Annotated in this window: 18 protein-coding genes and 1 pseudogene; 2 read left to right on the top strand and 17 right to left on the bottom strand. The window is 42.3% G+C overall.

What is annotated here, in order from left to right; translation table 11 throughout:
• The 6 genes from Q1V93_RS12875 to Q1V93_RS12850 all read right to left on the bottom strand — a co-directional run.
• Window positions 1–874 (bottom strand): sigma-54 dependent transcriptional regulator (locus Q1V93_RS12875; protein ID WP_300665268.1); only part of this gene is annotated, 874 nt, incomplete at its 3' end.
• Window positions 867–3398 carry an ATP-binding protein gene (locus Q1V93_RS12870; RefSeq protein WP_300665266.1) on the bottom strand — a complete coding sequence of 844 codons (2532 nt, stop codon included), beginning with the start codon at window positions 3396–3398 and terminating at the stop codon, window positions 867–869. The genes Q1V93_RS12875 and Q1V93_RS12870, both read right to left, overlap by 8 nt.
• A 133-nt stretch (window positions 3399–3531) precedes the next feature.
• On the bottom strand, window positions 3532–4203 hold the full coding sequence (locus tag Q1V93_RS12865) for a response regulator transcription factor (protein WP_300665265.1): 672 nt from the start codon (window positions 4201–4203) through the stop codon (window positions 3532–3534).
• A 1-nt stretch (window position 4204) separates the two neighbouring features.
• Complete coding sequence (locus Q1V93_RS12860) at window positions 4205–5023, bottom strand: histidine kinase (RefSeq protein ID WP_300665264.1); 819 nt, start codon at window positions 5021–5023, stop codon at window positions 4205–4207.
• Window positions 5002–5652, bottom strand: coding sequence for a hypothetical protein (locus Q1V93_RS12855; RefSeq protein WP_300665263.1), 651 nt, complete (start codon window positions 5650–5652; stop codon window positions 5002–5004). Before Q1V93_RS12855 ends, Q1V93_RS12860 begins: the two co-directional genes overlap by 22 nt.
• Window positions 5649–6149, bottom strand: a complete 501-nt coding sequence (locus tag Q1V93_RS12850) for a hypothetical protein (RefSeq protein WP_300665262.1) — start codon at window positions 6147–6149, stop codon at window positions 5649–5651. The genes Q1V93_RS12855 and Q1V93_RS12850 overlap by 4 nt, the downstream gene beginning before the upstream one ends.
• A gap of 786 nt (window positions 6150–6935) precedes the next feature.
• On the opposite strand from Q1V93_RS12850, the gene Q1V93_RS12845 reads away from it, so the two are divergent.
• Entirely contained in the window at window positions 6936–8480 is a 1545-nt protein-coding gene (locus Q1V93_RS12845; protein WP_300665261.1) for a hypothetical protein, read from the top strand.
• Window positions 8481–8483: 3 nt separating this feature from the next.
• On the opposite strand, the gene Q1V93_RS12840 is transcribed toward Q1V93_RS12845, so the two are convergent.
• Genes Q1V93_RS12840 through Q1V93_RS12790 form a run of 11 tightly spaced genes read right to left on the bottom strand, consistent with a single transcriptional unit; the run spans window position 8484 to window position 24149 of the window.
• Window positions 8484–9242, bottom strand: coding sequence for an alpha/beta fold hydrolase (locus Q1V93_RS12840; RefSeq protein ID WP_300665260.1), 759 nt, complete (start codon window positions 9240–9242; stop codon window positions 8484–8486).
• A gap of 19 nt (window positions 9243–9261) precedes the next feature.
• Window positions 9262–9672, bottom strand: coding sequence for a hypothetical protein (locus tag Q1V93_RS12835; protein WP_300665258.1), 411 nt, complete (start codon window positions 9670–9672; stop codon window positions 9262–9264).
• 33 nt (window positions 9673–9705) lie between these two features.
• A complete protein-coding gene (locus Q1V93_RS12830) occupies window positions 9706–10830 on the bottom strand; it encodes an alpha/beta hydrolase (protein WP_300665257.1) in 1125 nt (374 codons plus the stop codon).
• A gap of 11 nt (window positions 10831–10841) precedes the next feature.
• Window positions 10842–11210 carry a cupin domain-containing protein gene (locus tag Q1V93_RS12825; protein WP_300665256.1) on the bottom strand — a complete coding sequence of 123 codons (369 nt, stop codon included), beginning with the start codon at window positions 11208–11210 and terminating at the stop codon, window positions 10842–10844.
• Window positions 11191–12144 carry a chlorinating enzyme gene (locus Q1V93_RS12820; protein ID WP_300665255.1) on the bottom strand — a complete coding sequence of 318 codons (954 nt, stop codon included), beginning with the start codon at window positions 12142–12144 and terminating at the stop codon, window positions 11191–11193. Before Q1V93_RS12820 ends, Q1V93_RS12825 begins: the two co-directional genes overlap by 20 nt.
• A gap of 18 nt (window positions 12145–12162) precedes the next feature.
• Entirely contained in the window at window positions 12163–14193 is a 2031-nt protein-coding gene (locus Q1V93_RS12815; protein ID WP_300665254.1) for an amino acid adenylation domain-containing protein, read from the bottom strand.
• A 12-nt stretch (window positions 14194–14205) separates the two neighbouring features.
• The gene (locus Q1V93_RS12810; protein WP_300665253.1) at window positions 14206–14691 is read right to left on the bottom strand and encodes a hypothetical protein; all 486 of its coding nucleotides are present in this window, start codon (window positions 14689–14691) and stop codon (window positions 14206–14208) included.
• 42 nt (window positions 14692–14733) lie between these two features.
• Window positions 14734–22257 (bottom strand): non-ribosomal peptide synthetase, encoded by a 7524-nt coding sequence (locus Q1V93_RS12805; RefSeq protein WP_300665252.1) that lies wholly within the window; start codon window positions 22255–22257, stop codon window positions 14734–14736.
• A 10-nt stretch (window positions 22258–22267) separates the two neighbouring features.
• Complete coding sequence (locus Q1V93_RS12800; RefSeq protein ID WP_300665250.1) at window positions 22268–22981, bottom strand: 4'-phosphopantetheinyl transferase superfamily protein; 714 nt, start codon at window positions 22979–22981, stop codon at window positions 22268–22270.
• 43 nt (window positions 22982–23024) lie between these two features.
• Window positions 23025–23384, bottom strand: a complete 360-nt coding sequence (locus Q1V93_RS12795; RefSeq protein ID WP_300665249.1) for a tRNA-binding protein — start codon at window positions 23382–23384, stop codon at window positions 23025–23027.
• 18 nt (window positions 23385–23402) lie between these two features.
• Complete coding sequence (locus tag Q1V93_RS12790; protein ID WP_300665247.1) at window positions 23403–24149, bottom strand: hypothetical protein; 747 nt, start codon at window positions 24147–24149, stop codon at window positions 23403–23405.
• Between the two features lie 366 nt (window positions 24150–24515).
• Between Q1V93_RS12790 and Q1V93_RS12785 the strand changes: the two are divergent.
• Window positions 24516–24727 (top strand): annotated as a pseudogene (locus Q1V93_RS12785) (hypothetical protein); the annotation flags it as partial.

Below are 24727 nucleotides of genomic sequence, written 5' to 3'. Positions count from 1 at the left end.
CAACAATGATTCGGCAATTGAATTTGTAGATCTTATTTCCGCCCACACGCGTAATTTCACGCTCCTGTAATGCACGTAACAACTTTGCCTGGAACACCGGGTCCAATTCTGCAATTTCATCCAGGAATAACGTTCCTCCGTCTGCTTCTTCAAATTTTCCGATTCGGGTTTGATTCGCACCGGTAAACGATCCTTTCTCGTGTCCGAACAACTCACTTTCGAACAATTCTTTCGGAATCGCAGCCACGTTGATTGCAACGAAGGGTTTGTCTTTGTAAATGGAATTGTAGTGAATTGCCTTGGCAATGACTTCTTTTCCGGTTCCGGTTTCTCCTGTTATGGAAACAGTAATGTTGTTCGAAACAGCCTTTTGAAGCAACATGAAAATGTGCTGCATTTTACTGCTCTGTCCGATAATCGTATCGCTGAAATTGTATTTCGTCTGAACCTCCTGCTCCAGTTTTTCGATCTTCTTCAGGAGTTTTGTTTGATTCTGCGCATTGGAAAGTGTATTCAGCAAGCGGTTGCGAATATCGGTTCCTTTTACGATGTAATCGTACGCCCCCAATTTCAGCAAACTTACTGCCGTTTCAATTTCCTCTTGCTCTGAAATAACAATTACCTGTGTTCCCGGGCTGATTGATTTGATCTTTTCCAATAATTCTTCTCCCGAAATATCCGGCAAACGGTAATCCATGGTGATCAAATCCGGAATTTCATTGTTCAGACGGGCAAGCAGTTCCTTTCCGGTTGAAAAGGATTCTACTTCGTAATCCGGGTTCAATGAAACAGTATGCACCAACAATTTTTGATACCAGTCATTGTCTTCAACTATGAAAATGCGTTGTGTGATTCCGGTTTCCATATCAGTCATTTGAGTTTAATTTGTCTTTCACCTGGGTAATCATGTGATTCGCCTGCTCTTCGAATACTTCGATTAATTCTTTCATGGAAGCAGCATCAATCCTGGATTCTTTCCCCATTCGTTCAACTTCTTTCAAAGTCGTGTAGCAATTATTCGCCCCGAAATGCTTGAACGGAGCGGCTAGTTGATGTGCCAATTCCGAAATTTCGACCCAGTTCTCCGTTTGAACCAGATCCCTGATTTTCAACAAACCGTTTTCTGTCGAACTCACAAATGTTTGCAGAAGTTCGGTATAGAAACTATCGTTATTGTTTGTCAGTTTTTGGAGACTCTTGAAATCTGCCTCATCTAATTCAGTTCCCATATTATGGTCTTTATATATTTTAAATAATATCCTCCGCAGTTCTTCCGGGTTAACGGGTTTTGTAAGCACTTCCGTCCAGCCCGAATCCAGCATCTCCTGCCTTTTTTCATCATCCAGAGTGGCGGTTAAACCTACTACCGGAATCTGGTTCAGGGTCTCCATTTCCGCCATTTTCTGCCGGAGTTCGTGTCCGTTCATTTCCGGCATGCGCACATCCAGCAGAACGAAATCGATGTCATTGTTTTTCAAAGATTCCAGAGCCTCCAGTCCGTTAACTGCTTCAAGTAATTTCACATTTATTCCGTGAAACATACTTCGTAAGAGCGTACGGTTAAAGGGTTCATCATCGACGATCAATACCGTTTTATCTTTCAGGAAGGAGAAATCTGTCCGCGAAGGCGCGCGCGGAGCATCGATCTTTTCTTCTGTCACTTCGAATGGAATTTCTATGTAGAAAGTCGTTCCAATTCCTTCTTCACTATTCAGACGAATCGAACCATTTTGCTTGTCTATGATCTGTTTGGTAATACTCAGGCCCAAACCTGTTCCGCCATACTTTCTCGTTACGGTCAGATCTGCCTGCTCAAAGGGTTCGAAAATGCGTTCTTTTTGTCCGGGGGACATCCCGATTCCCTGATCCTGCACTTCGATCAAACAACGAATGTTTCGCGGATCAAGCTGCTCAAATTTCAAATCAATCGTAATCAACCCGTCTTTTGTGAACTTATTCGCATTACTGATCAGGTTGATGATGATCTGACGAAAACGCAGAGGATCACCCATTACATTCGGGAAAGGGTTTTCATCCAGTTCCACTACCAGGCGGTTATTTTTCTCCAGCACCTGCAATTCATATTGTTCGTGGAGCATCATGATTTCATTGGCAGGATTGAAAGCAATCGTTTCCAATTGAATGTGATCTTTTTCCAGTTTGGATAAATCCAGGATTTCGTTCGTGATCTGGGAAAGGTGTTTCACCGAATTGCGGATGATCTTCACTTTCTTGGCAGCACTTTGATTCAAGGGCTCAAAGAAAAGCTGTTCCGTAAAACCTGAAATGGCGTTTAATGGTGTTCGGATTTCGTGACTCATCGTTGCCAGAAAGCGTGATTTTGCTTCTGTGAGCTGATCGCTTTTGTCCTTAGCCAGTTTCAACTGGTAGTTCGTTTCTTTCGATTTATTAAACAGTGTAATAATCAGAACCACGATCATGATGATCAACAAACTGGAAATAATACTGAAAAGAAAAATGATCTGGTTGGTTTCCGCAGCTACCTGTTTGGCATGTTGGGTTTCTTTCAGAAGCTCCTTTTTGTCGGACAATTCGATGGACTGAAAAATCTGACCGATCTCCTTACTCAATAAATTATTCTCCTGTTCCAGCGTCAATTTATAACGGTTCATCCTGGATTCTTTCGAAACCGCTGCCGTTTTAACCGACCGGATCTTCTGTGCAATCTCATTTGTACTTTGCGCGGCAATATCCGAAGCCTTTATTTTTACTTGTGGGGTTGACTGCTGGTGCACAACGGGAGCAGGAGTTGACGGTTGTTCTGTTGTTGTTTTTTTATTCTTTCGCTGAAACCATTTCTTTTTAGCCTCTTCCTGTTTTTGAGAAGGCTGAGACACAACAGGAGTCTGAGAAGACTGGGAATTCTGAAGTTCATTTACCTGGTCCCGGATTTCCATTTTGATTTTGGCAACCTGACTGGCATTTTCTACTTCATTCTCGACAATTGACATTGTTTCATTCACCCGGTTTTCATTTTTGATACTCATCAAAGTATCCAGGTTGAAGAAACGTGCCTGAACCAAAGCACTCAATTTCCGAATCTTTTTCTGATAGATCGAGTCTTCCGGTTTGTATGATTGCAATAAATTGATCTTGCGGTTTGTCTGTGATTCCAGGATCTCGAAATCCAAAGGTGCATCCGGATTATTTTGATACAAGTAGGAATAGGTCAAATTATCCGCTTTTAGAATATTGTTATTCAAATCGCGAACGATGAAGCGGCGGTTTTCTTTTAAATCTGTAGGAAGCGGGCTCTCGGAAACCTGCGAAAGCCGGTCGTACACCCAATATCCGGTTGTACAAACGAAGATCAGCAACAATCCGATTACGGCAAAAAGAATACGCTCAAAAAGAAGATTGTTCCTACCTTTTTTCATATCGACATGAATTTTCAATTTGAAAAATACGTCAATTTTTTGATTAAACCATTTTCAAAATGAATTTTAAGCGGTTTTTGATTCCATCGGATTTGATTCCGACTTCTATTTTGAAAGTGTTTTATCCGGGAAATCAAATATCTACCAAACCATTCTTAACGGCATACATCACCAGACCCGCAGCATTTCTGGAACCGGTTTTGAGGAGAAGATTGGCACGATGTCCGTTAACTGTTTTTACGCTGATGTAGAGTTTTTCCCCGATTTCTTCGGCAGTATATTGTTCACAGGTCAGCTGAAGGATTTCGATTTCCCGACGGGTCAGATCAGAGTTTGTCTGAACAACACTTTTCGTCCGTTTACCGAAATTTCGCTGGATTGCTTTCAGAGCCAATTGATTGATATACACTCCCTTTTGATGAATCGTTGTAATTGCCTGGTAAACTTCCAGCGGGTCGCTGTCTTTGACCAGATAACCGTGTGCTCCGATTTCTATTAATCTCGCTATAAAATGTTCGTCCTGGTAACCGGAAAGGATCAATACTTTCATTTCCGGAAAATGTTCGGCCAGATCAATTGTCAATTGTTCTCCCGAATAAGCTTTATTCCCATCCGCAGGAAGCGACAGGTCAACGAGCATCACATCCGGAATAGTTCCGGTTTCGTGCAAACGTTCAATGACAGAATAACCCTCACCGGATTCAAAAATGACTTCCAGTTCATCCCAACTATTCAAAATGGCTTTGATTCCATTTCTGAATAATAATTGATCTTCTACCAATCCGATTGTAATGTGTTCTTTCATCTTATGTTTCCAATTCAGCTTTTATCGATTGCAGGGGGAGATTCACCGTAGCATGAAAACCTTCCTGCCCGGTACCTAACAAAATATCTCCCTCCAAAAATAGTAGTCTGTTTCTGATATTCTTCAATCCGGCCCCTTTACCGATGCTTTCGGCAGGCAGTCCCTTTCCATTATCCACATAATGAATCGTTACTTCCTTTTCAGAACCTGTAATCGTTATTCTTAATTCTGTTGCTTCAGCGTGCTTGATCGTATTGTTAATCAGCTCCATGCAAACCCGGTACAAGGTCAGATCAATCAATTCGTCTTTCATGAATGCATGAATGTCATCGTTTGCATAGAAAATACTCCTGATTTTACCGGTGTTGTTCAATTGCTCGCAAACTGCTTCCAGCGTTTGGATTATTCCGAAGAGTTCCAATTGCGGCGGCATTAATTCGTGGCTGATCCGACGCATATTTTCGATGGAACTTTCTGTTAATTGCCGCACATTTTGAAGATCTGCAACCAATTGTTCATCCATGTGACCGTATTTACGTTCGGCCTGTAACAAATGCATCCTGGAAATGGACAATACTGCTCCCAGATCGTCGTGCATGTCCTGGGCAATGCGTTTACGCTCCTGTTCCTGGATTAAAATTCCGGATCTCAGCAGTTCCAGCCGGTGCTGATTTCTTAACGCTTCTTGCTTTAATTGCTCTCTGTAGAGATTTTTACGAAATTGCTGGGTTAGGAAAACCACTCCTGCGGCAATCAGGAAAACCATGCCAACAAAAGGGAACAAGGTTTCAATGAAAGTTATGTGGTGTTCTGTTTCCATAACGCTCTCCAGAAGTAACAGTACATAATTACGGAAAAAATTCCATGTATAATCCAAGTATAGCGACTCAATTCAGGATTTATCACCTGAATGATATACTTTCCGAAATAAGTCAGGAGGAGAGACGAGGTGTAATAAATGAAGACTCCCGAATTCATCAATTCGGCAGAACGCAGGTAATTCTTCAAATGTTCGGTCATCCGTTTGTCCATCAAAAAAACGTAGGTTGACAACGATAAAATGATCATCACAATACTTTCGACGGTCATTGCATTGGAATTGAAGGTATTCCAGGGATCTAAAAACAGAGTATTTAATACTGAAAATGCGCAGAAACCGATCATCAATGCATCAAGCACCCAAGAGCGGACATAGCCGCTCAGGATGCTTTTATACATAAAAACCAATAAAACGAAACGTAGGGGAACTAAAAAATGCAGGATTGGCAGGTTGTTTACATGGAGAAACCAAAGCACTAACGAAATGATCTGCAAAACTCCTGTAAGAACCAAATACCACGCGAGAATTTTTAGTTCCGGTTTCAACTTCTTCCAGATTCCTAAAGCATACAATGCAATAGCAAATAGTGGAAGATGAAACAATATTAAAATGAATTTGGTATTAATCAAGGTTGGGGTTTAGGTTTGATAAATGTGTATAATGGACTCGTATAATCACACGTATTCGGGCAAGGTGCGATCAGGTCCAAAACGTAGCTGCTTGTTTTAGCCGGGCAAGCAACACTGTCCATCGGATTAAAAAAGAGATCCACATTATTTTCAACCGGTGTCAGGTACATTCTGAATTTCCCTTCGGTATCCAATCCTAAATACGCTCTGCAGCTTGTATAACGTGGCTGTGTTGTAAGCGTATCAATTCCCATTACTTCCATCATATCCATTGCGGAGATTTTGTATGCTCTGAGGTAGTTGTACTTTTTGTTGAAAGCTTTTAAATTATCAATGGCAGCATCAATATGAACTTCATTTGCCGTACTGCTCAGGTAATGTTTACGCAATTCCTTCTTTATTTCGTCTTTCGAGTCTTTTGAGACAAGAGGCATGATTACCAAAACTGCCAATACGATGTTAAGGAGTACGGAAGCGATCAAAATTGTCTTTTTCATAATTTCAAGTCGTTTTTATCAAGAATAATTTAAAAATTGCAATTTCTAACTCTTAGAAATCTGAGTCAAATCTATACAAAACTTCCACTTGTCTCACAGACACGTTCCAAAAAACAGGTATAAATACCTGCAAAAAACAAAACAAACAGATAAATCTAACCGTTTGGCAAAACAAACAATTTAAAACCTGTTTCAGTATATTAAACGGGGAACCGGAATAGACTATTACGAAAGAAAAGGCGTTTCCCGTTTCTCAAAGGGAAACGCTTTTCGATTTTGAAAATCTGTTGACTCTTTACTCTCAAGAGGACAAATCAGAAGCGTAATTTATTCCGACGAAACCCTTGAATATTCCGCCATAAATAATCTATCTTCAGCCGTGTTGGGATTACAAACCCCTATTGCGCTACATTTCTTTTTCAGTGATATTGGTTAAAATAGAAATGCTATTTTAATACCTGTTCATTTGGTTTTTGGATTCCGCCCCCGTTTGGTAAATGGAGACGGATTCCACTTGAAAACCACTGCTAATTTTACATCTGCAAATCTGGAAAGAATCCCAAGTGGATTTAACAGTAGAAATACCGGATTCAAAAAACAGGTATAATTACGGGGTTTTTGATCATTTCGCTAAAAAACCGGGCAGAATGCCCCCCTTTGATCCCGGGGAAAGAAAAAACACCGCAAAATCATGACTTCAGGCTCATTGACTTTTCTGTCTTTGTCCGCTTTCCTGTAACTTATTTATGTTCCGGTCGTCTAAAGGATAGATTTCAAACAAACTAAATGAACAGAACAGCTCTTCTTCTTTTGATTTTTGCGGTCCTCGCGGGTATTTCCAAACCTGTTTACGGGCAAACAAAGCAAATGGAATACCGCTACGAAACGAGTATCAAAAACCGTCCGGACGACAAGCTTTCTGTTCGATTAAAAATCAGTGGTTTTTCTGAAGACACGCTCACGTATTGTTTCCCGAAAATCGTTCCGGGAATTTACGGGGCAATGAATTTCGGGCAGTACATCTCGTCTTTTGAGGTTTTCGACAAAAAAGGAAAAAAACTCAGAGTGGAACAAAGCGATCTGAATTCCTGGAAAATCTATGATGCCAAACAGATCGCAAGTCTTTCCTATCGGGTGGATGATGCCTGGGAGGCTTTCGATGAGAAAATGGAATCTGGTTTTTATCGCTCGGCGGCAAGTTCATTCAGCGACAGTTCTCTGGTCATTACTCCGAACAGTCTTTTCGGGTATTTCCGCGGCCATATCAATCACCCGGTCAAAGTAAGCATTCAAAAAGGACTCCATTTGTATCCGGCAACAAGTCTGAAAAAAACAATCAAACCGGATCAGGATCTCTTCACGGCGGATAATTATCATCAACTGGTAGACAACCCGATTTTGTATGCGATTCCGGACACAACGATGATTCACCTGCCGGGAATTTCGGTCGAAGTTGCTTGCTATTCCACTTCCGGAAAACGCATCTCCAAAGACATTGCCGAATACATCCGCCCGCTTTTGATCGCTCAAACAAAGTATCTGAATAACAAACTTCCCGTAGATCACTACACGTTTATTATTTACCACAATCTTGCAAAAAACAGCAACCATTTAATCGGAGATGGGTTGGAACATTCCAATTCGACATTGATTTTGTTATACATGCCTTTGGATCTCGAAACGATCAAGCAGAATGTTTACGGAATTGCGAGTCATGAGTTTTTTCATACCCTGATGCCATTGGGCTTGCACTCACGTGAAATTGAGAATTACGATTACAACGATCCGAAATTTTCAAAGCATTTATGGCTCTATGAAGGAATGACGGAATACTTTATGATGCACATGCCTGTGAAAACGGGGTTGAAAACGGAAAAAGAGTTTTTGAATACCGTAGAAGAAAAAATGATGACCATGAAGGAGTTCAACCCGAACCTTGCACTTACGGAATTAAGTCTTCATCCGATGGAAATGCAGGACGAATATTACAATGTTTACCTGAAAGGAGCTTTAATCAATCTCTGCCTGGATATCAAATTGCGGGAATGTTCCGGTGGAAAATATGGGGTAAAGGATTTGGTGCTGCAATTAACTGAGCGCTACGGCCAGGGGAAACCGTTTGAGGATGACAAACTCTTTTCGGAAATCGTGAGCATGACCGGTTACAAGGAGCTTGAGCTGTTTATCACCAACTACATTGAAGGAACGGAAGCACTTCCGCTGGAAGAAATGTTGCTCAAAGCGGGATTCAAGGTGGAAAACGGCCAGATCACGGAAGTTGAAAACAGCACTCCTGAACAGCAAAAATTGCGTGCAGACTGGCTTCGGTAGGTTCTAAGAATAACGAATCTCCATGGCAGATTCGCCCTTTTCGATCAGTGCTGCAATTCTTTCCGGATGTTTGTGAATGAAAAAATGATCTCCCGGAAGCAGTGCAAAATGTGCAGGTCCGACAGTATATTTTTTCCAGTTATTGATTCTGTTGGTAAATAGTTCGTCGTTTCCCATCACGAAAAAAGAGCTTGTGCGAATCCGAACCTCATCCCACCGGATTGATTTGTACAGTATTTCGAAATCAGAACGGATGGGTTTACTGAAAAACGCAAACATATCCTGATCTTCCAGTAATTCCCTGGGAGCACCTCCCAAACGGAGTAATTCTTCTTTCAACTGGTGATCATTCATCTGATGCCGTTGGAAATCCAGGTCAGTAGTCACTTCGGGTCCCGCACTTCCCGTTCCTACAAAACGCAAAGGGGGATCGGCAAGTTCTTCGAGTTTACGAACAACCGCCAATCCCAATAAGGTTCCCATGCTGTGTCCGTATATCACATACGGAGTTTCAGGGTTCATACGCAAGCTCTTAATCTGCAGGCAATAATCTGCTATCGCCTCTGTGCTCGTTTTGAGTAATGCTTCCTGTATGCGTTTCCCACGCCCCGGCAATTCCAGCACGTGTACTTCAGTGGTAGAACTGAAATGCGGTTTCAAAAAATGGAACGAATAGCTGTTTCCTCCCGCAAAGGGCAAAATAAATACCTGCATGTCACTGATCATTTCCGGTTCGAAAATGGCATTCGCTTGTTCTGCCAACAGTTGTCTTCTCCGAAAATTATTGCGCTGCGATATTCGCAAACGACCAGATTAAATGGCTTACATCTGCAATGGTACGCAAATCCGCATTTTCCAAATCGATTTCATTGAAAACCTCTTTGACAGCATTTTCATATTCAGTCAGCGCATCTTTATGGCTTTCTTCATACGCTTTTCGCGAGTCGTACTGACCAGTTGTAAAACGACGTTCTGTTTCAATCTGTCCGCCTTCCGGATGAGTGCCTGCAAGCATTGCTCTTTCGTATTCAGACTTCAACTCAAAATGACTTTTCTCCAGTTCTTTGGAGATATCTTCGCGCGCTCTGACCAATTTCTTTAATAAAGCTTCCAGTTTAACCTGCACGCTTTCTTCTAATTTCAATGTTTCGACACTTTCAAGTGCTTCCCAAACGTTTTTCTTTTCAACCATGATTTTATCGTTTTAAAAATTAATACATCCTAATTATTGAACTCCGAGAAAATGCAGTTGGTGATCTACCAATTTCTGAGGAGCTGTAAAAACTGCAATGTGAGGACCTTGTTCCTCTTCAATGTAAATGGCATGCGGTAAAAGTTTGCCCAGGTAATTTGAGCCATCAGGATGAGCCGTATTGTCTTCTTTACTCGTTACGATCAACACCGGCAATTGTAAACCCTGTGCCAAAGCAGTTGCATCAATAGACATCAGTTCTCCGTTGAGTCGGGAATAATTGTAGAACAATTCCGGAGAAGCATACGGATACAAAACCAGATGCGCGATTTCTTCGGACAAGGCGTTCAACACACTCGGTTTCGACATCAGCTGTTTGTGGATCATTGCGGCATCGCTTCTGGATTTAGCTCCCATATTCATCAGTGAAAGCGTATTTTTCTGATGCAGTGTTTTTTCGGAAGCCGGTCCGAAATCCAGGTCACCATGCCAGGAACTCAGTGAAGCAAAACGCTCCTCAGCGATTTGGCAGGCATTCAATGCAACAACTACGCCCCCACATAAACCAAGCAGATGCACGCTGTCAAATTCCCAGTGATCAATCACCGAAAAAAGGTCTTTTGTCTGATCTTCCAAACTGAATGGAACATCTTCCAGTTTATTCGGATCTACAAACAAACCGCGCGCTTCCCAGTTAACTACGAAATAATGTTCCGACAATTTCCTCAACCAGTTGATGTACAATTCTTTCGGCATCCCGCAGGGTGGAACCACCAATAAAGGTTCATTACTGACATCTCCCATATGATAAACCCGCAAGGGAATATTGTCGTGACTGAGTACCTGAATTTCCTCCGGAGTTTCATTTTTAAACGCCAAAGTATCTTTCCCGGCCTGTAATTCCAATGCAATGAAATTGCTTACAGCCATCTCAAAAGAAGTGATGTCATCCGGTGCCTGATTCATAAATCGTAATTCTTTACGATCTGAATTTTTACCACATACAAACGCTTGTTGCAATTGTTCTTTCAGCTCTGTTACCCGCTCCGAATCTTCAGAAATTACAACTCTCGGACTTCCTTCAATTACCGAAAGAATCGGAAAAACAGATGAGATCAGTGCTGATCTTTCACCTTCAATTTCCTTTGTTTCTATCATATTTCTGTAGTTTAAACCCAATCTGGGTTGGTTGTCAATTCATTTTCGGATTCTCCTGTATTGATGGTAGAAACCGGTTCGAACAACAGGATATGTGCTTCTTCTTCAGCAACGGGCATGTGTTCTACTCCTTTCGGAATGATCCCGAATTCTCCTTCGTTCAATACCAGTTCTCCATCTCTCAGTTTGATCACGATTCTTCCCCGGATAACCAGGAACAGTTCGTCTTCATCGTCATGCTGATGCCAGCAAAATTCCCCCCGAAATTTTGCCAGCTTCACATGTTGTCCGTTTAATTCACCAACAATTCCGGGCGACCAGAATTCATGAATCAAATCGAACTTTTCAGCAAGAGTCACTTTATAAGGATGCCTCTTCATATTTTATCAGATTCTTAAATGGAACACCTGTTGTTGTTTCCTTCAATATGCGGTTATGCTCGTATTGATTTTCTCCTGAAACTTCCACGCAACCGAATCTTTCCAGGGAGATTGCTCCTCCGTATTCGTTGATTTCGGAAAGTCCCGGATAAACCTTTACTGTTGAGGGCACGTAACGCGCTACGTATCCCAAACGCATATTGTCTGTTTTTCCTTCGTGCGGATGAGAAGCGTGCATCAAAGTAGACCAGAAGATGATAAACTGACCGGCTTTCATTTCCATGGAAACAGCTTTTTCTTCATCCGGTTTCCAATTCGGATCTTTCTGCAATTGACGGTAATCATATCCGAAGAATCCGCGTCTCATTCCTTCTTTTTCAACGTTTTCGTTTTTCGAAGGATCATATTCCATTTGTTTTGTTTCATCGTAGAACATTTCTTCGTGTGTTCCGGGAATAAACTGTAAACAAGCTGTTGATTTATCGGTATTTGTAAATGCTGTCCAAACGGTAATTGTACCACCGAATTCTTCCGCTTCCGGCCATAAAATCTGAGGCTCACCACCTGCATTCGCAAATGTATCTGCCTGGTGCCAATCCGTACCTTCGTCTCCCGGGTATTTCGGGAAAAACTCACTTCTCCAGCATAACAGGTTATCACCCAACATACTGCGAACGCGGTCTACGATTTCTCTGCGGCATACATGCTCCGCCAAAAATTGATTGTCCAGATGACGGTCATAATTGGCAATGTTCGTATTTGCCGAAATACTTTCATCATCGGGATAAACTGCATTTGAACGATCCAATAAAGCCAATCGCTCGCGCTTCCAAAGTTGTTCTATTTCTTCCGGTGTGTAAAGGGTAAATGGTCCAGCGTAACCATTCTTTCTGAAATCTTCCAGTTCCTGCTGTGTCAATTTGAATTCTTTCATTTCACTTCTTTTTGGTTATTATTCATTATTTAACTGAACTTGCGTCGAAACATGTTTTTCAATCGTTTTGGTAAATAGTTCGAACGTAAGACCTTCGATAAACTCTTTCATTTCAAGTTTTATCGCTAATATTTCTTTGGTTTGTTGAATCAGTTGGATCAACTGAAGCGAGGTTCCGCCCAGATCAAAAAAATCTTGTTTTTCCGGCAGTTCTTCCAGTTTCAAAATGCTCTTCCAGATATTTTTAGCCAGACCTCTTGCCACTTCAGCAGAATAAGCTTCCAATGTTAATCCACTAACAAATCCGCCCATATTCAGCTGCACACCAAAGTTCTGCTTCGTTTGCTGCATCAGTTGGATGAGTTGCAATGAAGTACCTCCGATATCGAAAAAGTCTGCTCTTGAGTTCAGCACCTGTTTTTGCAATACTTCTTCCCAAATGGCAAGCGATTGTTCGGATACAGAACCTGCTTTTTTCGTGTGAGATGCCGCTTTCTGCTTATCCAAAACCTGCTGAATCATCCACTTTTTATCCAGTTTTCCGTTCATGGTTTTGGGATATGTTTCCCATAACACATGCGTAAAAGGAACCATGTGAACCGGAACCCGGTTTCGATACGCATCTGAAAGTCGATTGATCAAACTCTGACCTTCTTTCTCAGAAAGGGCTCTGCGGGTAAGTACAAAATTGATCAGGCGTTCATCACCGGGACCAAAATCTGCCTTCAGAATCACCGAATCCGTAACCTCTTCGTTTTCTTTGGAAATACTTTCCAATTCGCGTGGTTCGATGCGGAAACCGTTCAATTTGATCTGATCATCACTGCGACCAATGTAATAGTATTGCCCTCTTTCGTCTTTGTAAGCCAAATCGCCTGAACGATACATTTTCAGATTTTCACCCTTGATCACTTTCGTTACAAAACGTTCTGCATTCAATTCCGGTCTGTTGTGATAGCCTACCGCAACTCCCGCACCAGACACATACATTTCACCCGGTGAACCAACAGCTACAGGTGCTCCGGCTTCATCCAACAAATGAATGGTCAGATCCGGAATCGGCAAACCGATCGGGCAAGCTTCTCCAGCACGGATTTCTTCGCGGAAGATCCGTTTGTAAGTGACGTGAACCGTGGTTTCCGTGATACCATACATGTTGATCAGCTGTGGAGCTGCATCCCCATGTAGTTCTACCCATTCATTTACCAGGTCATATTCCAGCTTTTCTCCTCCGAAAATAATGTATCGGATTGCAGAAGAATTGTTTTCAACTTGTTGATCGACCTGAACAAAATTCCGGAATGCACTTGGTGTTTGGTTCAGAACCGTAATTTTCTGATCATGTACTAATTGGTAGAAACGTTCCGGTGAACGGGTTACTGCGTACGGAACAACAACCAATTCCGCTCCGTAAAGAAGTGCTCCCCAGATTTCCCATACCGAAAAATCGAAGCAAACAGAATGAAACAAAGACCATTTATCGGATTTATTGAACCCAAAAATCGGATCTGTCTGTTCAAAAAGACGAAGCACATTCTGATGCGTGACCAATACTCCTTTTGGTTTACCGGTCGTTCCGGAAGTATAAATCATGTATGCATTTTCTCCGGATTCAACCGTCTTTTTCTCTGTTTTTGCAATTTTATCCGTGTCAGCTGCAGTGTCTAGCAAAATGACAGAAGTTCCCTCCAGGTTAAAAAGGTGAACGTTTGTCGGTGCGCAGAGAAGTACCTTTGCTCCTGAATCTTCCAGGAGAAAATTGCGTCTTTCCCGCGGATAAGCCGGATCCACCGGAACATAGGTTGCTCCGGCTTTCAGAATACTCAGAATACCAACAATCATGTCGTTGTTCCGGTCAAAGCACAAAGCCACAAAATCATTGGCTCCGATTCCTGATTCGATCAATTTCCCCGCATAATAATCTGAAGCCTTATCCAATTCGGCGTAGGTAACTGTTTTAGTGTCGCAACGAAGAGCTATGCTTTGAGGATTCTCCAGCGCCCGTTGCAAAAACAGCCCATGTAAGCTTTTTTCATCTATTCTTTCCATGGTCATTATCGTTTACTTTATTTGAAGGATATGAATACCGCGGGTAGCGTATTCATTGAAGTATTGGCTCACTTCAACCAATCTGCGCAGATCCGCATCTTCAGCCTGAACCCGTTTCCAGACATCACTCAATGCAGCTACGTAAGCATTTTGGATCTCTTCCCGCTCAGATTCTGCTTCTTTACTCAAATCAGCCTGAGTGGATTGAAATCCTTTTTCTACATCGAGCAATTTGCTCTTTCCATCTTTGTCTGCCGGGTCCGAACTTTTACGCACTTCTTCCTGGTAGTCGATCTGTACTTTCTGCAATTTGTACTGAGCTTCCAGTTCATTGTTTTTCAACTTGCTGAAACAATCATTGAAAGCAAAGTCTAAGTACTTCAACACATCAGTCACCTGGTCATCAGCAACGACTTTTTCTTCCGGAGCCTTCGTTACTTTCTGTTCACGAGCTCCTTTTTTGCCAAGGTCATTCTTAGCGTTCTCTTCATTTTCCATATTCAGTTATTGTTTAGTGATTCAAAAAATTTATTTGGCCGGTTACATTGATTCTATTTTCGTGATTAATTCTTCTGCATTGGAAAGGTTCACTGCCTGGTAAACCACAATTTCAACTGCCATTTTCTCCAGTTCCGGTGCTTCAAAAATGATTTTAACCGGTAATCTCACTCCAAACTCATCCAAAATGCGGGATACCAATCGGGTAGCCAGAAGGGAATGACCGCCGAGATCGAAAAAGTTATCGTGGATGCCAACGGCTGATACACCCAGGATTTCTTTCCACAATTCCGCCAGTTTTTGTTCGAGAGGTGTTTTCGAAAGTGCATCCTCATCGTCATTTTGCAGTTGCGGAAGCGGTAAACCGGAAAGTAAGAGGCGATCTATCTTCCCACTCGGTGTTTTTGGCAATTCGGTAAGCAGAATAAAACGGGAAGGAATCATGTATTCCGGTAAGTATTCTGCCAGGAATTTCTTCAAATCCGGCAATTCTTCCAAACCGTTTGCTGTTATTATGTAACAAACCAACATACGCTCCGCTGAATTATCTCCGTAAAATACGACTACCGCTTCCCGGATATCGTCGTGGGTTGTCAATACCGATTCAATTTCTCCAGGCTCAATCCGGAAGCCTCTTATTTTTACCTGGTTGTCGATTCTTCCGATGAATTCAATATCACCGTTTTCCTGAAAGCGGGCTTTGTCTCCGGTTTTATACATTTTGGTACCGTCTGCAGCAAAGGGATCAACAACAAATTTCTCATCCGTTTTCTCCGGCTGATTGTGATAACCCGTAGCAACCTGTTCCCCACCGATACACAATTCTCCTACCAAACCAACACCAACGGGTTGATCGTATTTATCCAGGATGTAAATCGTATTGTTCATCAAGGGTTTTCCGATCGGAGGAAGTGCTTCATCCAGCTGTTCCCGGCTTTCTAAGAAATGACTTGTAACAATATGTGTTTCAACGGGTCCGTATTGATTTTCCAGCACACACCCTTTTGTATTGGAAACCCAGTGTTTGATTTCCGGAGTCATACGAAGTTGCTCTCCGGCTGTTATTAATTGTTTCAGCGGTGGATAAATTCCGGAGATCTTTACCGCATTCGCCAACTGATCCAAAGCCACAAAAGGCAGGAACATCCGTTCAACGGCATGTTTTTCCAATAATTCCAGGCATTTGAAAGGATCTCCCTTTTCCTCAATATCCAACATGACCAATGTTGCTCCGACAGCCCAGGTACTGAATAATTCCTGGAACGAGACATCAAAACTGGTAGGTGAAAACTGCATGGTTGGCAATACACGGTTTCCGGATGCCTGAATCTGCCATTCGATCAGGTTACACACTGCTTTATGCTGCATCGGAACTCCTTTCGGTTTTCCGGTAGATCCCGAAGTATACAACACGTAAATTAAATCTTCTGCCGTGGAATATTCTTCCGGTTTTTCAAGAGAATAGCCCGATGCCGGAGATAATTCTTCCTCACTCACCACAATCAGTTTACCTTCCCACGCTTCAAACTGTGGTGCAACAAATTGGTCTGCCAGTAATACCTGTGCATTCGAGTCTTCCAGCATGTAGCACAAGCGCTGAATCGGGTATTTTTTATCCAGGGGAACAATCACTCCGCCCGCTTTGAAAACAGCCAGGGTCAGCATCATGAGTTCCGGCGACGGATCGTGGCAAACCGCCACACGGATTCCGCGTCCAACACCGTGACTTCTTAACAATCTTGCCCATTGATTCGCCGCCTGATCGAGTTTTTTATAGGTCCATTCCGTATCGTGATAAGCAACGGCAATTTGATCCGGAAAGCGCCCAACTGCATCTTCAAAGAAGTGATGAATGCAGGCAAATTTTGTTTTTTCCTCAGCTGTTTCATTCCAGGTATGAACTACCTGCGAATATTCTTCCGAATCCAGCATGTTCAGGTTATGAATTCCCTTTTTCGGATCTTCGCTGATTGCGGACAACAGGTTCACAAAATGACTCAAAAAACGCTTGATGGATGTGTTTTCGAATAAATCGGTGTTGTATTCTGCGATCAGCTGCATTCCTTTTTTCCCTTCGATTGCATGCAATGTCAGGTCGAATTTGGAAATGCTGTGTTCTACATCGGAAATGATTTCATTGGATGTAGCCGTTTCCTGCTCGTCAATTTCAGTCAATCCGACATTATGGAACGAAAACATGATCTGAAAGAGTGGATTGAAAGACGTATTTCGCTGTGGCTGGATCAATTCAACCAGTTTCTCAAACGGCATTTCATTGTGTTCCTGCGCAGCATTCCAGGTTTTCTTCACCGCGTCAAGCAAATTTTCAAAACTATCCGTTTCATGAAACTGACTTCGGACAACCAGGGTATTGGTGAAAAATCCAATCAATTCTTCCAGTTCGGGTCTGTTTCTGTTTGCTGCGGGAATTCCCACCGGTAAATCCGTACGATCCGTATAGCGGAACAATAAGACATTGTATGCCGCCAGCATGACTGTGAAAAGTGTGGTGTGATGTTCTTTCCCTATTTCACGCAAGTCACGTACAATCTCCGGTGAAAGATCCACTTTTACAGCGCTTCCGGCAAATATTTGATATTGTGGTCTCCGCTTGCTGATTGGTAATTCCAACAACGAAGGAAGATTTTTCAGGTTTTCACGCCAATAGTTTTCCAGGCTCTCCAATCTGCTCCCCCGTAAAAGCCGGCGCTGCCAGATTGCAAAATCCGGGTATTGAATGGAAAGCGGGTTCATCGGTGAAATGCTTCCCCGAACATGACTATGATAACGTTCCTGAATCAATGTATTCAATAAATTCAGCGACCAGGCATCTGAAATAATATGATGCATCGTCAAAACCAATAAGTATTGATTTTCACCTGCGATAATGGCTTTATAACGAAATAAAGGTCCTGATTCGAGATCAAAAGGTTTTGTCAATTCCAACTGACACAAGCGCGCAATGATTGTATCTCTCTGAACGGGATCTGCGACTTCGCGTAAATCTTCTACTTCCAAAACTACTTCACCCGGTTCGTGAATGACCTGGAAAGGTCTGTCGTTGTGAAAAGTAAACGTGGTTCGCAAGGCTTCCTGCTGTGAGATCACATCGGAAATAGCCTGTTCGAGTAAGAATTTTTCCGGTATTTCATCAAATCTGCAGATCGTTATGACGTTGTAAAACGATGTTCCGGGTTCGAACTGATCCAAAAACCACAAACGTTCCTGCATGTAGGACAACGGAATTCGTTCCTTATTCTGAACCACCACCAACGGAGGCAAGCGTTTGGATTTTTGTTCCGCTGAATCATTCACCAGGTAACTATCAATATAAAGTGACAGTTCTTCAATGGTCGGATGATCCAGGAAATAACCTACGGGAATTTCAATTCCGTAAAGCTGGCGCACACGTGAAAGCAGCTGCATGGCAATCAGTGAAGCTCCTCCCAGATCGAAGAAATTATCCCGAATCCCGATTCGCTGCTTTTCCAATACTTCTTTCCACAATTCAACCAGATTGTGATGTGTATCTGTAACCGGTGGAACGTAAGTCGAATGCTGTTGTTTTGCCTTTACGATTGTGCTCAGTCTTTTTGTGTCGACCATTCCATCCTTCTTCATCGGAAGAGCGTCAATTGCGATTATCGTTGCCGGTGTCATATAATCCGGAAGCTTGATCTGATCCAGAATTGATTCCAATTCCGTGTTACGATGAAGCACCATGCATGCAAGCAGTTTACTTCGACCGGAGTCTTTGTATTCGTGAACAAACACATCTTTCACTCCTTCCAGTCCGTGTAAGTAATTTGTTATCCGTTTCCGGTTCAGTCTGATACCTCCGATCACAGATACATCTGAAGCCGGAGATTTCTCCTGATAAATTGTTTGGAATTGATCGTTTTGCAATTTGAGTGCAGGATTCGCAAAAAATGCACGTGCCAGACACACGTAATTCTCTACAAACTCGTGCATCATTTCCAGTTCAAAAATATCTGTGGAATACTCCAGCGTTCCCTGAATCTGATTGGATGACTCCCCGACAGACATGGACAAATCGAACTTCGAAGTCTTGTTCGAAAACGATTCTTTGGTAACTCCTTCATCCGAGTCTTTTTGCTGACTGTCGTGCAATTCCTGATGTGAAAACATCACCTGGAACAACGGATGATATGCTGCAGATCTTTCCGGTTTCAATTCGGAAATCAGCATTTCAATGGGCATTTCCTGGTGTGCGAAAACATTCAGCAGGTTTCGTTTGGTATTTTTCAGTAAGGTTTTAAATGTTGTATTGGGCTGAATTTTTGTTCGGATCACCGTTGTATTCACAAAATAACCAACCACGCGTTCCAGTTCCGTATGCGAACGATTCGAAACCGGGATTCCCACCACGATGTCTTGTTGTTTGGAATACCTGTAAAGCAGGACTTTAAAAACAGTAAGCATCGACATGAATACCGTCACACCGGATTCCTGAGAAAAATGGCGGATTTTTTTGGTCAAATCTTCCGGTAATACAAAGCTGATGCTGTTTCCCTGATAAGATGGTTTTTGCGGACGGATTTTACTTTCCGGTAATTGCAGCAAGGGATGAACTCCTTTGAGTTCTTTTTTCCAGAATCGCAGGAGTTTCTCGAGATGATCTCCTGTGAGACGTTTCCGCTGCTCCAATGCGAAATCAGCGTATTGCATGTTTATTCCGGCCAACTCGGGAATACTGCCGACAGTCATTGCTTCATAAACATGTTTGATTTCCCGGATCAATAAATCATGCGATTTTCCGTCGCTGAGTAAGTGATGCATGTTCACAAACAACCAGGAATACGAATTCCCGAATTGCAAAAGCATGGTATGCAGAACCGGGCCGTTTTCCAGATCAAAGCCCCGGGAAGAAGCTTCTGAAATGATTTCATTTGCTTTTTTTACAGCTTCTTCGTTGTCTTTTAGATTTATTAATTCCAACGAAAAATCCTTAGAATCCGTCACCACTTGTACCGGACGACCGGAATCTGAAAAGAAACGGGATCGCAGCATTGGGTGACGTTCTACCACAAAAGTCAATGCGCGCTGCATGCTTTCCGGGGAAACCAATTGTCCGAACGGAACAACAAGCGGAACATTGTAAATAGGACTTTCCGGATTCAGTTGATACAAATACCATAAATTCTCCTGCCCGTATGACAAGGGGAATTCTTCCTGTGAAACCAGTTTTTCCAACCAATCATCTGCTTCAATTGGATTTGTTGAATTAGTTGGTTCGGAATTCAGAACCTCTTCCTGGTATGTTTCCAAAAATGCAGAAAACTCTTGCAGGGAGGGATAGGTGAACAATTGATTGATTTCAATGGACAAATCGAAATACTTTTGAATCCGGTTGAGCACCTGAAAAGCGGTCATGGAATTCCCTCCCAGGTCGAAAAAATGATCTTCGCGGTAAATTTTCTTTACATCCAACACTTCTTTCCAGATTGCACTCAGTGTAACTTCCATCGGGGTAAGAGGCAATGATCTGTCAGCATGAACAGGAACCATTTTCGCGAGTCCGTTTTCAGAAACTTCCGCATTCAGGCTTGAAAGGTATAAATCGCTCATCAGCCAGTAATAATTCTCCCGGAGTTGCACCCTGATTCTTTTTGCTAGTTCGGAGTGTGCTTCCGTACCGTCAATAACTGCCAATACTTTTTGTTCGTCCAGGGAAACCGAAGCAGCAATTATTCCTTCTACCTGATTCAACGCTTTTTCCAGCGTATCGAGATTCAGAAAACGCCCTTTTAGTTTTACAAAACGGTCTACATTCCCGAGAACCCGGATTTTACCCGTTTCGCTGATCAATGCTTCATAGCCAACCGGACGAAGTTCGACATCACTTGCCTTACCGGAAATTTCGCCCATCCACAATTGCCCTCTGACATTGATTGGCAACAGGTTTTCATACTGATCCACCACATAGGCAACCTGATTTCCGAAAAGCTGTTTTTTCGAAATCACCTGTGGCATGTTTTCCAAATCAGCATCCGTCAGTTCAAATTCTGCTTCGACAGCCAGTTTCTCCAAAAAGAGCAATTCTCCGTGCGAATGGAAAGCCAGTTCGGAAACAGGCACATCCGGATGTTCAGCAATGGCATCCAACAACTGCAAGAAATGATGTAAGAAAACACTGATAAATCCGGAGGAAAAAATGTCGGTATTGTATTCACAAACTCCGGTAACCGTATCGTCATTTTCATGAAGGATCATCGTCATATCAAATTTCGAAGTTCCGGGCTGTAGCTTATCTACTACAAATGATTTATTTTTTCTTCCATCTGCATTTAAGTGCACATTCAAATCGGCCAAACCACCGGAATATCCTCCCGCAACGGATTGTTCCAAAGAGAAAACCAATTGAAACAAGGGGTGATGATCGGAAGTGCGTTCAATGTGTAATTCCTCCAGAATTTTCTCAAACGGAATTTCCTGGTTGTCCTGTGCATTCAATACTTTTTGCTGCACATTGCGGAACAAGGATTTGAAATCCTGCTTCATGTCCATCTGCGTGCGGATCAACAGCGTATTCACAAAATATCCCACCAGATTTTCAACCTCGGAAAAGGTTCTGTTCGAAACCGGTGTACCGATTACCAAATCGTGTTCGTTGGTATAATTCGCAACCAATAGTGCGTATGCAGAAAGTAAAGCTGAAAACAAACTTCCGTTTTCCTCCCGGCATAAGGAATTGAGTCGCTCAATGGTTTTCTTCGAGATGTGGAAGTATTGGGATTCTCCCGAAAAGCCCAGAATTTCCGGGCGTGATCCGGTATTCGGAAAAGTCACAACCTGCGGAACTCCTTCCAGTTCTTTTTTCCAAAAAGAGACTTGTTCTGCCAGTGAACCGTCAGCAAGGTTGTTTCGCTGCCATTCTGCAAAATCACCGTATTGAACCGGAACCGGAGGTAAATCGACGGATCTTTTTTCTTCATAGGCTTCATACAATGCGCGAATTTCAGAAGAAAGCAATTCCAATGTCCAGCCATCCGAAATGATGTGATGGATCACACAATGCACACAGTACTCACTATCTTGTAAACGGATGATGTGTATTTTAAACAAAGGTCCTGTTGTGAGGTCTATCGGAGCATTGCTTGCTTTCGAGATCTGATTATTCAATTCAGCATGGCGCTTTTCCGGTAAAAAATGCCGCAAATCATCTATCGTGATTCGTGGATGAACAGAAGGCGTTATGATCTGCATTGGTTTTCCGTGCCGAAGCTGAATGGTTGTTCTCAATGCTTCATGTCTGCGTGTCAGTTCGTAAACAGCCCGTTTGAAAACCGGCATATTGAGTTCCTGAAAGTGCATCACAAAACTGAGGTTGTAGATCGGGCTTTGCAGAACCATCTGCTGCGCAAGCCACAATCTTTCCTGCGAATAGGACAAAGGAGCTGTTTCCTTCTGCAAACGTTTCGGAATTTTTCCGGTTACGCCGGAATCCAGCCATTTACGCGAAGCAGCTTCCAATTCTGACAGGTTCTCCCTGTTCAGATTCCGTATGCGTTGTTCAATACTTACCGGATTGTTTTTCTTCGACATAACTTTCAAATTAGATGTATTCATTGTTGTTGGAAGCAAGCTTTCGAACATTGGTTTGTTGAAGCGCAAAGGTTTTGACTTCTTCTAATCCAACTTCGCACACTTCCAATTGTCCGAATGGTTTTTCTGCCGTGATATAAGCCACATGTTCTTCGTCGAGCGCCAGGTTTCTGAAATACCAGCGATGCGTTCCATAGGCAATTTGGTGATGATCAATTTCAAGCGACTGAAAAGGAATGAAAATTCCCTTTCCATCTACTTTTGCTGCGCTTTCCTTCAAAGTCCACAGATGATAAAACCGTCTGTTGGGATTGGAAGAATTGACCACCCAATTCCATTCCTTGTCATTGAGGATATGTCTGAATTCCTGTAAATCAACCGGCTGTGTATATTCCACATCTACCCCGATACGGCCTTCTCTACTGATAGAACAAATGATGTAATTGCCTGAATGTGTAATATTGAAATCCACACAATCGGAAAGATAAGGTCTGCCGTTTTCGTCTGCCTGCAGCATCTCCGGGTCGTAATTAACATATCCGAGTTTTTCCAGGGAATAGAACAGCATTAATTTCCCGGCTGCTTTTCTGAAACGATCCTGCCAATGGTACTGTTTGTTTACAGTTTCCTGCAGATTTTCAGGTAAAAACCGAACCAATTCCTGCCATTCGGGTTCTTTGCTCCGATGATCGAAACACATATAAAAGATCGCTACGTCGTTCATATTTCAGTTCTTGAGATAGTAGTAGTTTCTATTTTTCGGATCTTTAAAAGATCTTTCCTCCTATTTTTACAGGAATCAACGGAGTAAGAATCGTTGCTTCCCCACTGTCGGCTTTGGGAAACTGAGCGCCCAAAATAAGCACTTCAGAAAGGGTATCTCCCATTTGAACCGGTGGGAAATTCAACACTCCGACCACCTGTTTTCCCATCAATTCTTCTATGCTGTGCCGGGTAAAACGCCCAACACTCGTTTTTTTGCCAAACTTCCCGAAATCAATCGTCAAGCGGTAAGAAGTTTTTCTGGCGGACGGTTCCAACTCAATACCTGTGATCGTTCCCACCCGTAATTCCAGCAAATCAAACACTTCTGATTTTTCGACTTCGCCTTTTTGTATATCTGTCATTGTAGTAAAATGAGGTAATTACTGAACCCGTAAATAACCGATTCCCACATCGCCGAGCGGAATGGTTTTTAAATTCATTCCTTCGAACTGCCGGAACATCCATTCTTCGCTAAAAGCCATGGAATCCAGGCCGTCTTCCGATGTAAAATGAACTCCGTCGTCGTTGCTTTTCATTGTGACATTCAAAAAGTCGCAGTTGTTGTAGTACTGGTTTCTTGTTTCCGTTGCTATCCGGGATGTGGAGAAATTGCTGATCAGGAAATCGTATTCACAATTCCGGAGAACACTTACGAGCTCTGAAATCGGTGTAATGTTTCCAAACAGGTTAAACGGAATCAGCAGCATGACTTTGTTTTCCTGGTTAGCCAGCATAGCGCTTCGCTCATTCAATTCCCAAAGTCTTGTGAGATCCAGAACATGAAACTCGTGCCGTTCCTGGGCCACATTAAAAAATGCCGACCGGTGTCTCGCCTCTTCGATGTAATCCGGAATAACGTCCACGCCAATGTAATTCAGTTCGCGTTTGTGACTCCATTTGAGGTAAGTGCCATCAAAACAACCTCCTTCGATTAACGTATCGTAATTGATCATTTGATGCTCCAGAAACTCCCGTTCCCGTTTGAGATAATCGTGTACCAGCGTAGGAAAATTCTCAGGATTGAGAATTTCACAACCGTTCGGAGCGCCATACACCCCGTGCTCTGAATTTTTCAGAATAGTGAAGCCCATAGTGTGTGGCTTCAATGTGGAATCGAAGTCATTCATAGTGAATAATGGTTTAATGTGCTTTGAGGCACATCGGGACAAATATATAATCTATTTTATTATAACAATCATTGTTACAGCATTTTACAAAACAAAATCTGTCAAAAAAGTTTGTTTCAACTAAATTAATTCGCCTCGAATCATTGATATCACAACGTTTTTTTAACAAATTCTCCGATCGAAAAAAAAATAAAAACTAATCAATTGTTAATCAATAAATTGATTGATTTTAATGTCTTTTTTTCATTCTGATAACATTCGGAAGGGTCAAAAAAGGAAAAATGGGGCACCTGAAATGCTCTTTTGATCTTCCCGTTCTAAAATTTGAACAAAAAGGATTATTTTTAGTGAAAAAGTGCTTTGAATATGTCGTGTTTCAACTCCCGCTTCGCGAATAAAATCATCTTCCCTTTCCTCGGTTTGTTACTGATTTTTCTTGTTGCCTGCAAGAAGAAAAATGCTGATCCGGAGCCGGTTTACGAAGTCAATCAAACATACAATCTCCAGGATATTTCTTACGGAAATGACAATCAGCAGAAAATGGATATCTATTTACCTGCCAACCGAAGTTCGGCTAC

Origin of the sequence: Fluviicola sp. (assembly GCF_030151805.1) — a bacterium.
GTDB lineage: Bacteria > Bacteroidota > Bacteroidia > Flavobacteriales_D > Crocinitomicaceae > Fluviicola.
The sequence above is the reverse complement of the archived record's forward strand: the minus strand, read 5'-3'. Positions and strand labels throughout refer to the sequence as shown.

Excerpts from the sequence above, each read along its gene's own strand:
- Q1V93_RS12865 (WP_300665265.1), bottom strand. The coding sequence starts at position 4,203 with ATGAAAGAACACATTACAATCGGATTGGTAGAAGATCAATTATTATTC.
- Q1V93_RS12805 (WP_300665252.1), bottom strand. The coding sequence starts at position 22,257 with ATGTCGAAGAAAAACAATCCGGTAAGTATTGAACAACGCATACGGAAT.
- Q1V93_RS12830 (WP_300665257.1), bottom strand. The coding sequence starts at position 10,830 with ATGATAGAAACAAAGGAAATTGAAGGTGAAAGATCAGCACTGATCTCA.
- Q1V93_RS12850 (WP_300665262.1), bottom strand. The coding sequence starts at position 6,149 with ATGAAAAAGACAATTTTGATCGCTTCCGTACTCCTTAACATCGTATTG.
- Q1V93_RS12825 (WP_300665256.1), bottom strand. The coding sequence starts at position 11,210 with ATGAAGAGGCATCCTTATAAAGTGACTCTTGCTGAAAAGTTCGATTTG.
- Q1V93_RS12795 (WP_300665249.1), bottom strand. The coding sequence starts at position 23,384 with ATGACAGATATACAAAAAGGCGAAGTCGAAAAATCAGAAGTGTTTGAT.
- Q1V93_RS12800 (WP_300665250.1), bottom strand. The coding sequence starts at position 22,981 with ATGAACGACGTAGCGATCTTTTATATGTGTTTCGATCATCGGAGCAAA.
- Q1V93_RS12835 (WP_300665258.1), bottom strand. The coding sequence starts at position 9,672 with ATGGTTGAAAAGAAAAACGTTTGGGAAGCACTTGAAAGTGTCGAAACA.
- Q1V93_RS12790 (WP_300665247.1), bottom strand. The coding sequence starts at position 24,149 with ATGAATGACTTCGATTCCACATTGAAGCCACACACTATGGGCTTCACT.
- Q1V93_RS12845 (WP_300665261.1), top strand. The coding sequence starts at position 6,936 with ATGAACAGAACAGCTCTTCTTCTTTTGATTTTTGCGGTCCTCGCGGGT.
- Q1V93_RS12820 (WP_300665255.1), bottom strand. The coding sequence starts at position 12,144 with ATGAAAGAATTCAAATTGACACAGCAGGAACTGGAAGATTTCAGAAAG.
- Q1V93_RS12815 (WP_300665254.1), bottom strand. The coding sequence starts at position 14,193 with ATGGAAAGAATAGATGAAAAAAGCTTACATGGGCTGTTTTTGCAACGG.
- Q1V93_RS12870 (WP_300665266.1), bottom strand. The coding sequence starts at position 3,398 with ATGAAAAAAGGTAGGAACAATCTTCTTTTTGAGCGTATTCTTTTTGCC.
- Q1V93_RS12810 (WP_300665253.1), bottom strand. The coding sequence starts at position 14,691 with ATGGAAAATGAAGAGAACGCTAAGAATGACCTTGGCAAAAAAGGAGCT.
- Q1V93_RS12860 (WP_300665264.1), bottom strand. The coding sequence starts at position 5,023 with ATGGAAACAGAACACCACATAACTTTCATTGAAACCTTGTTCCCTTTT.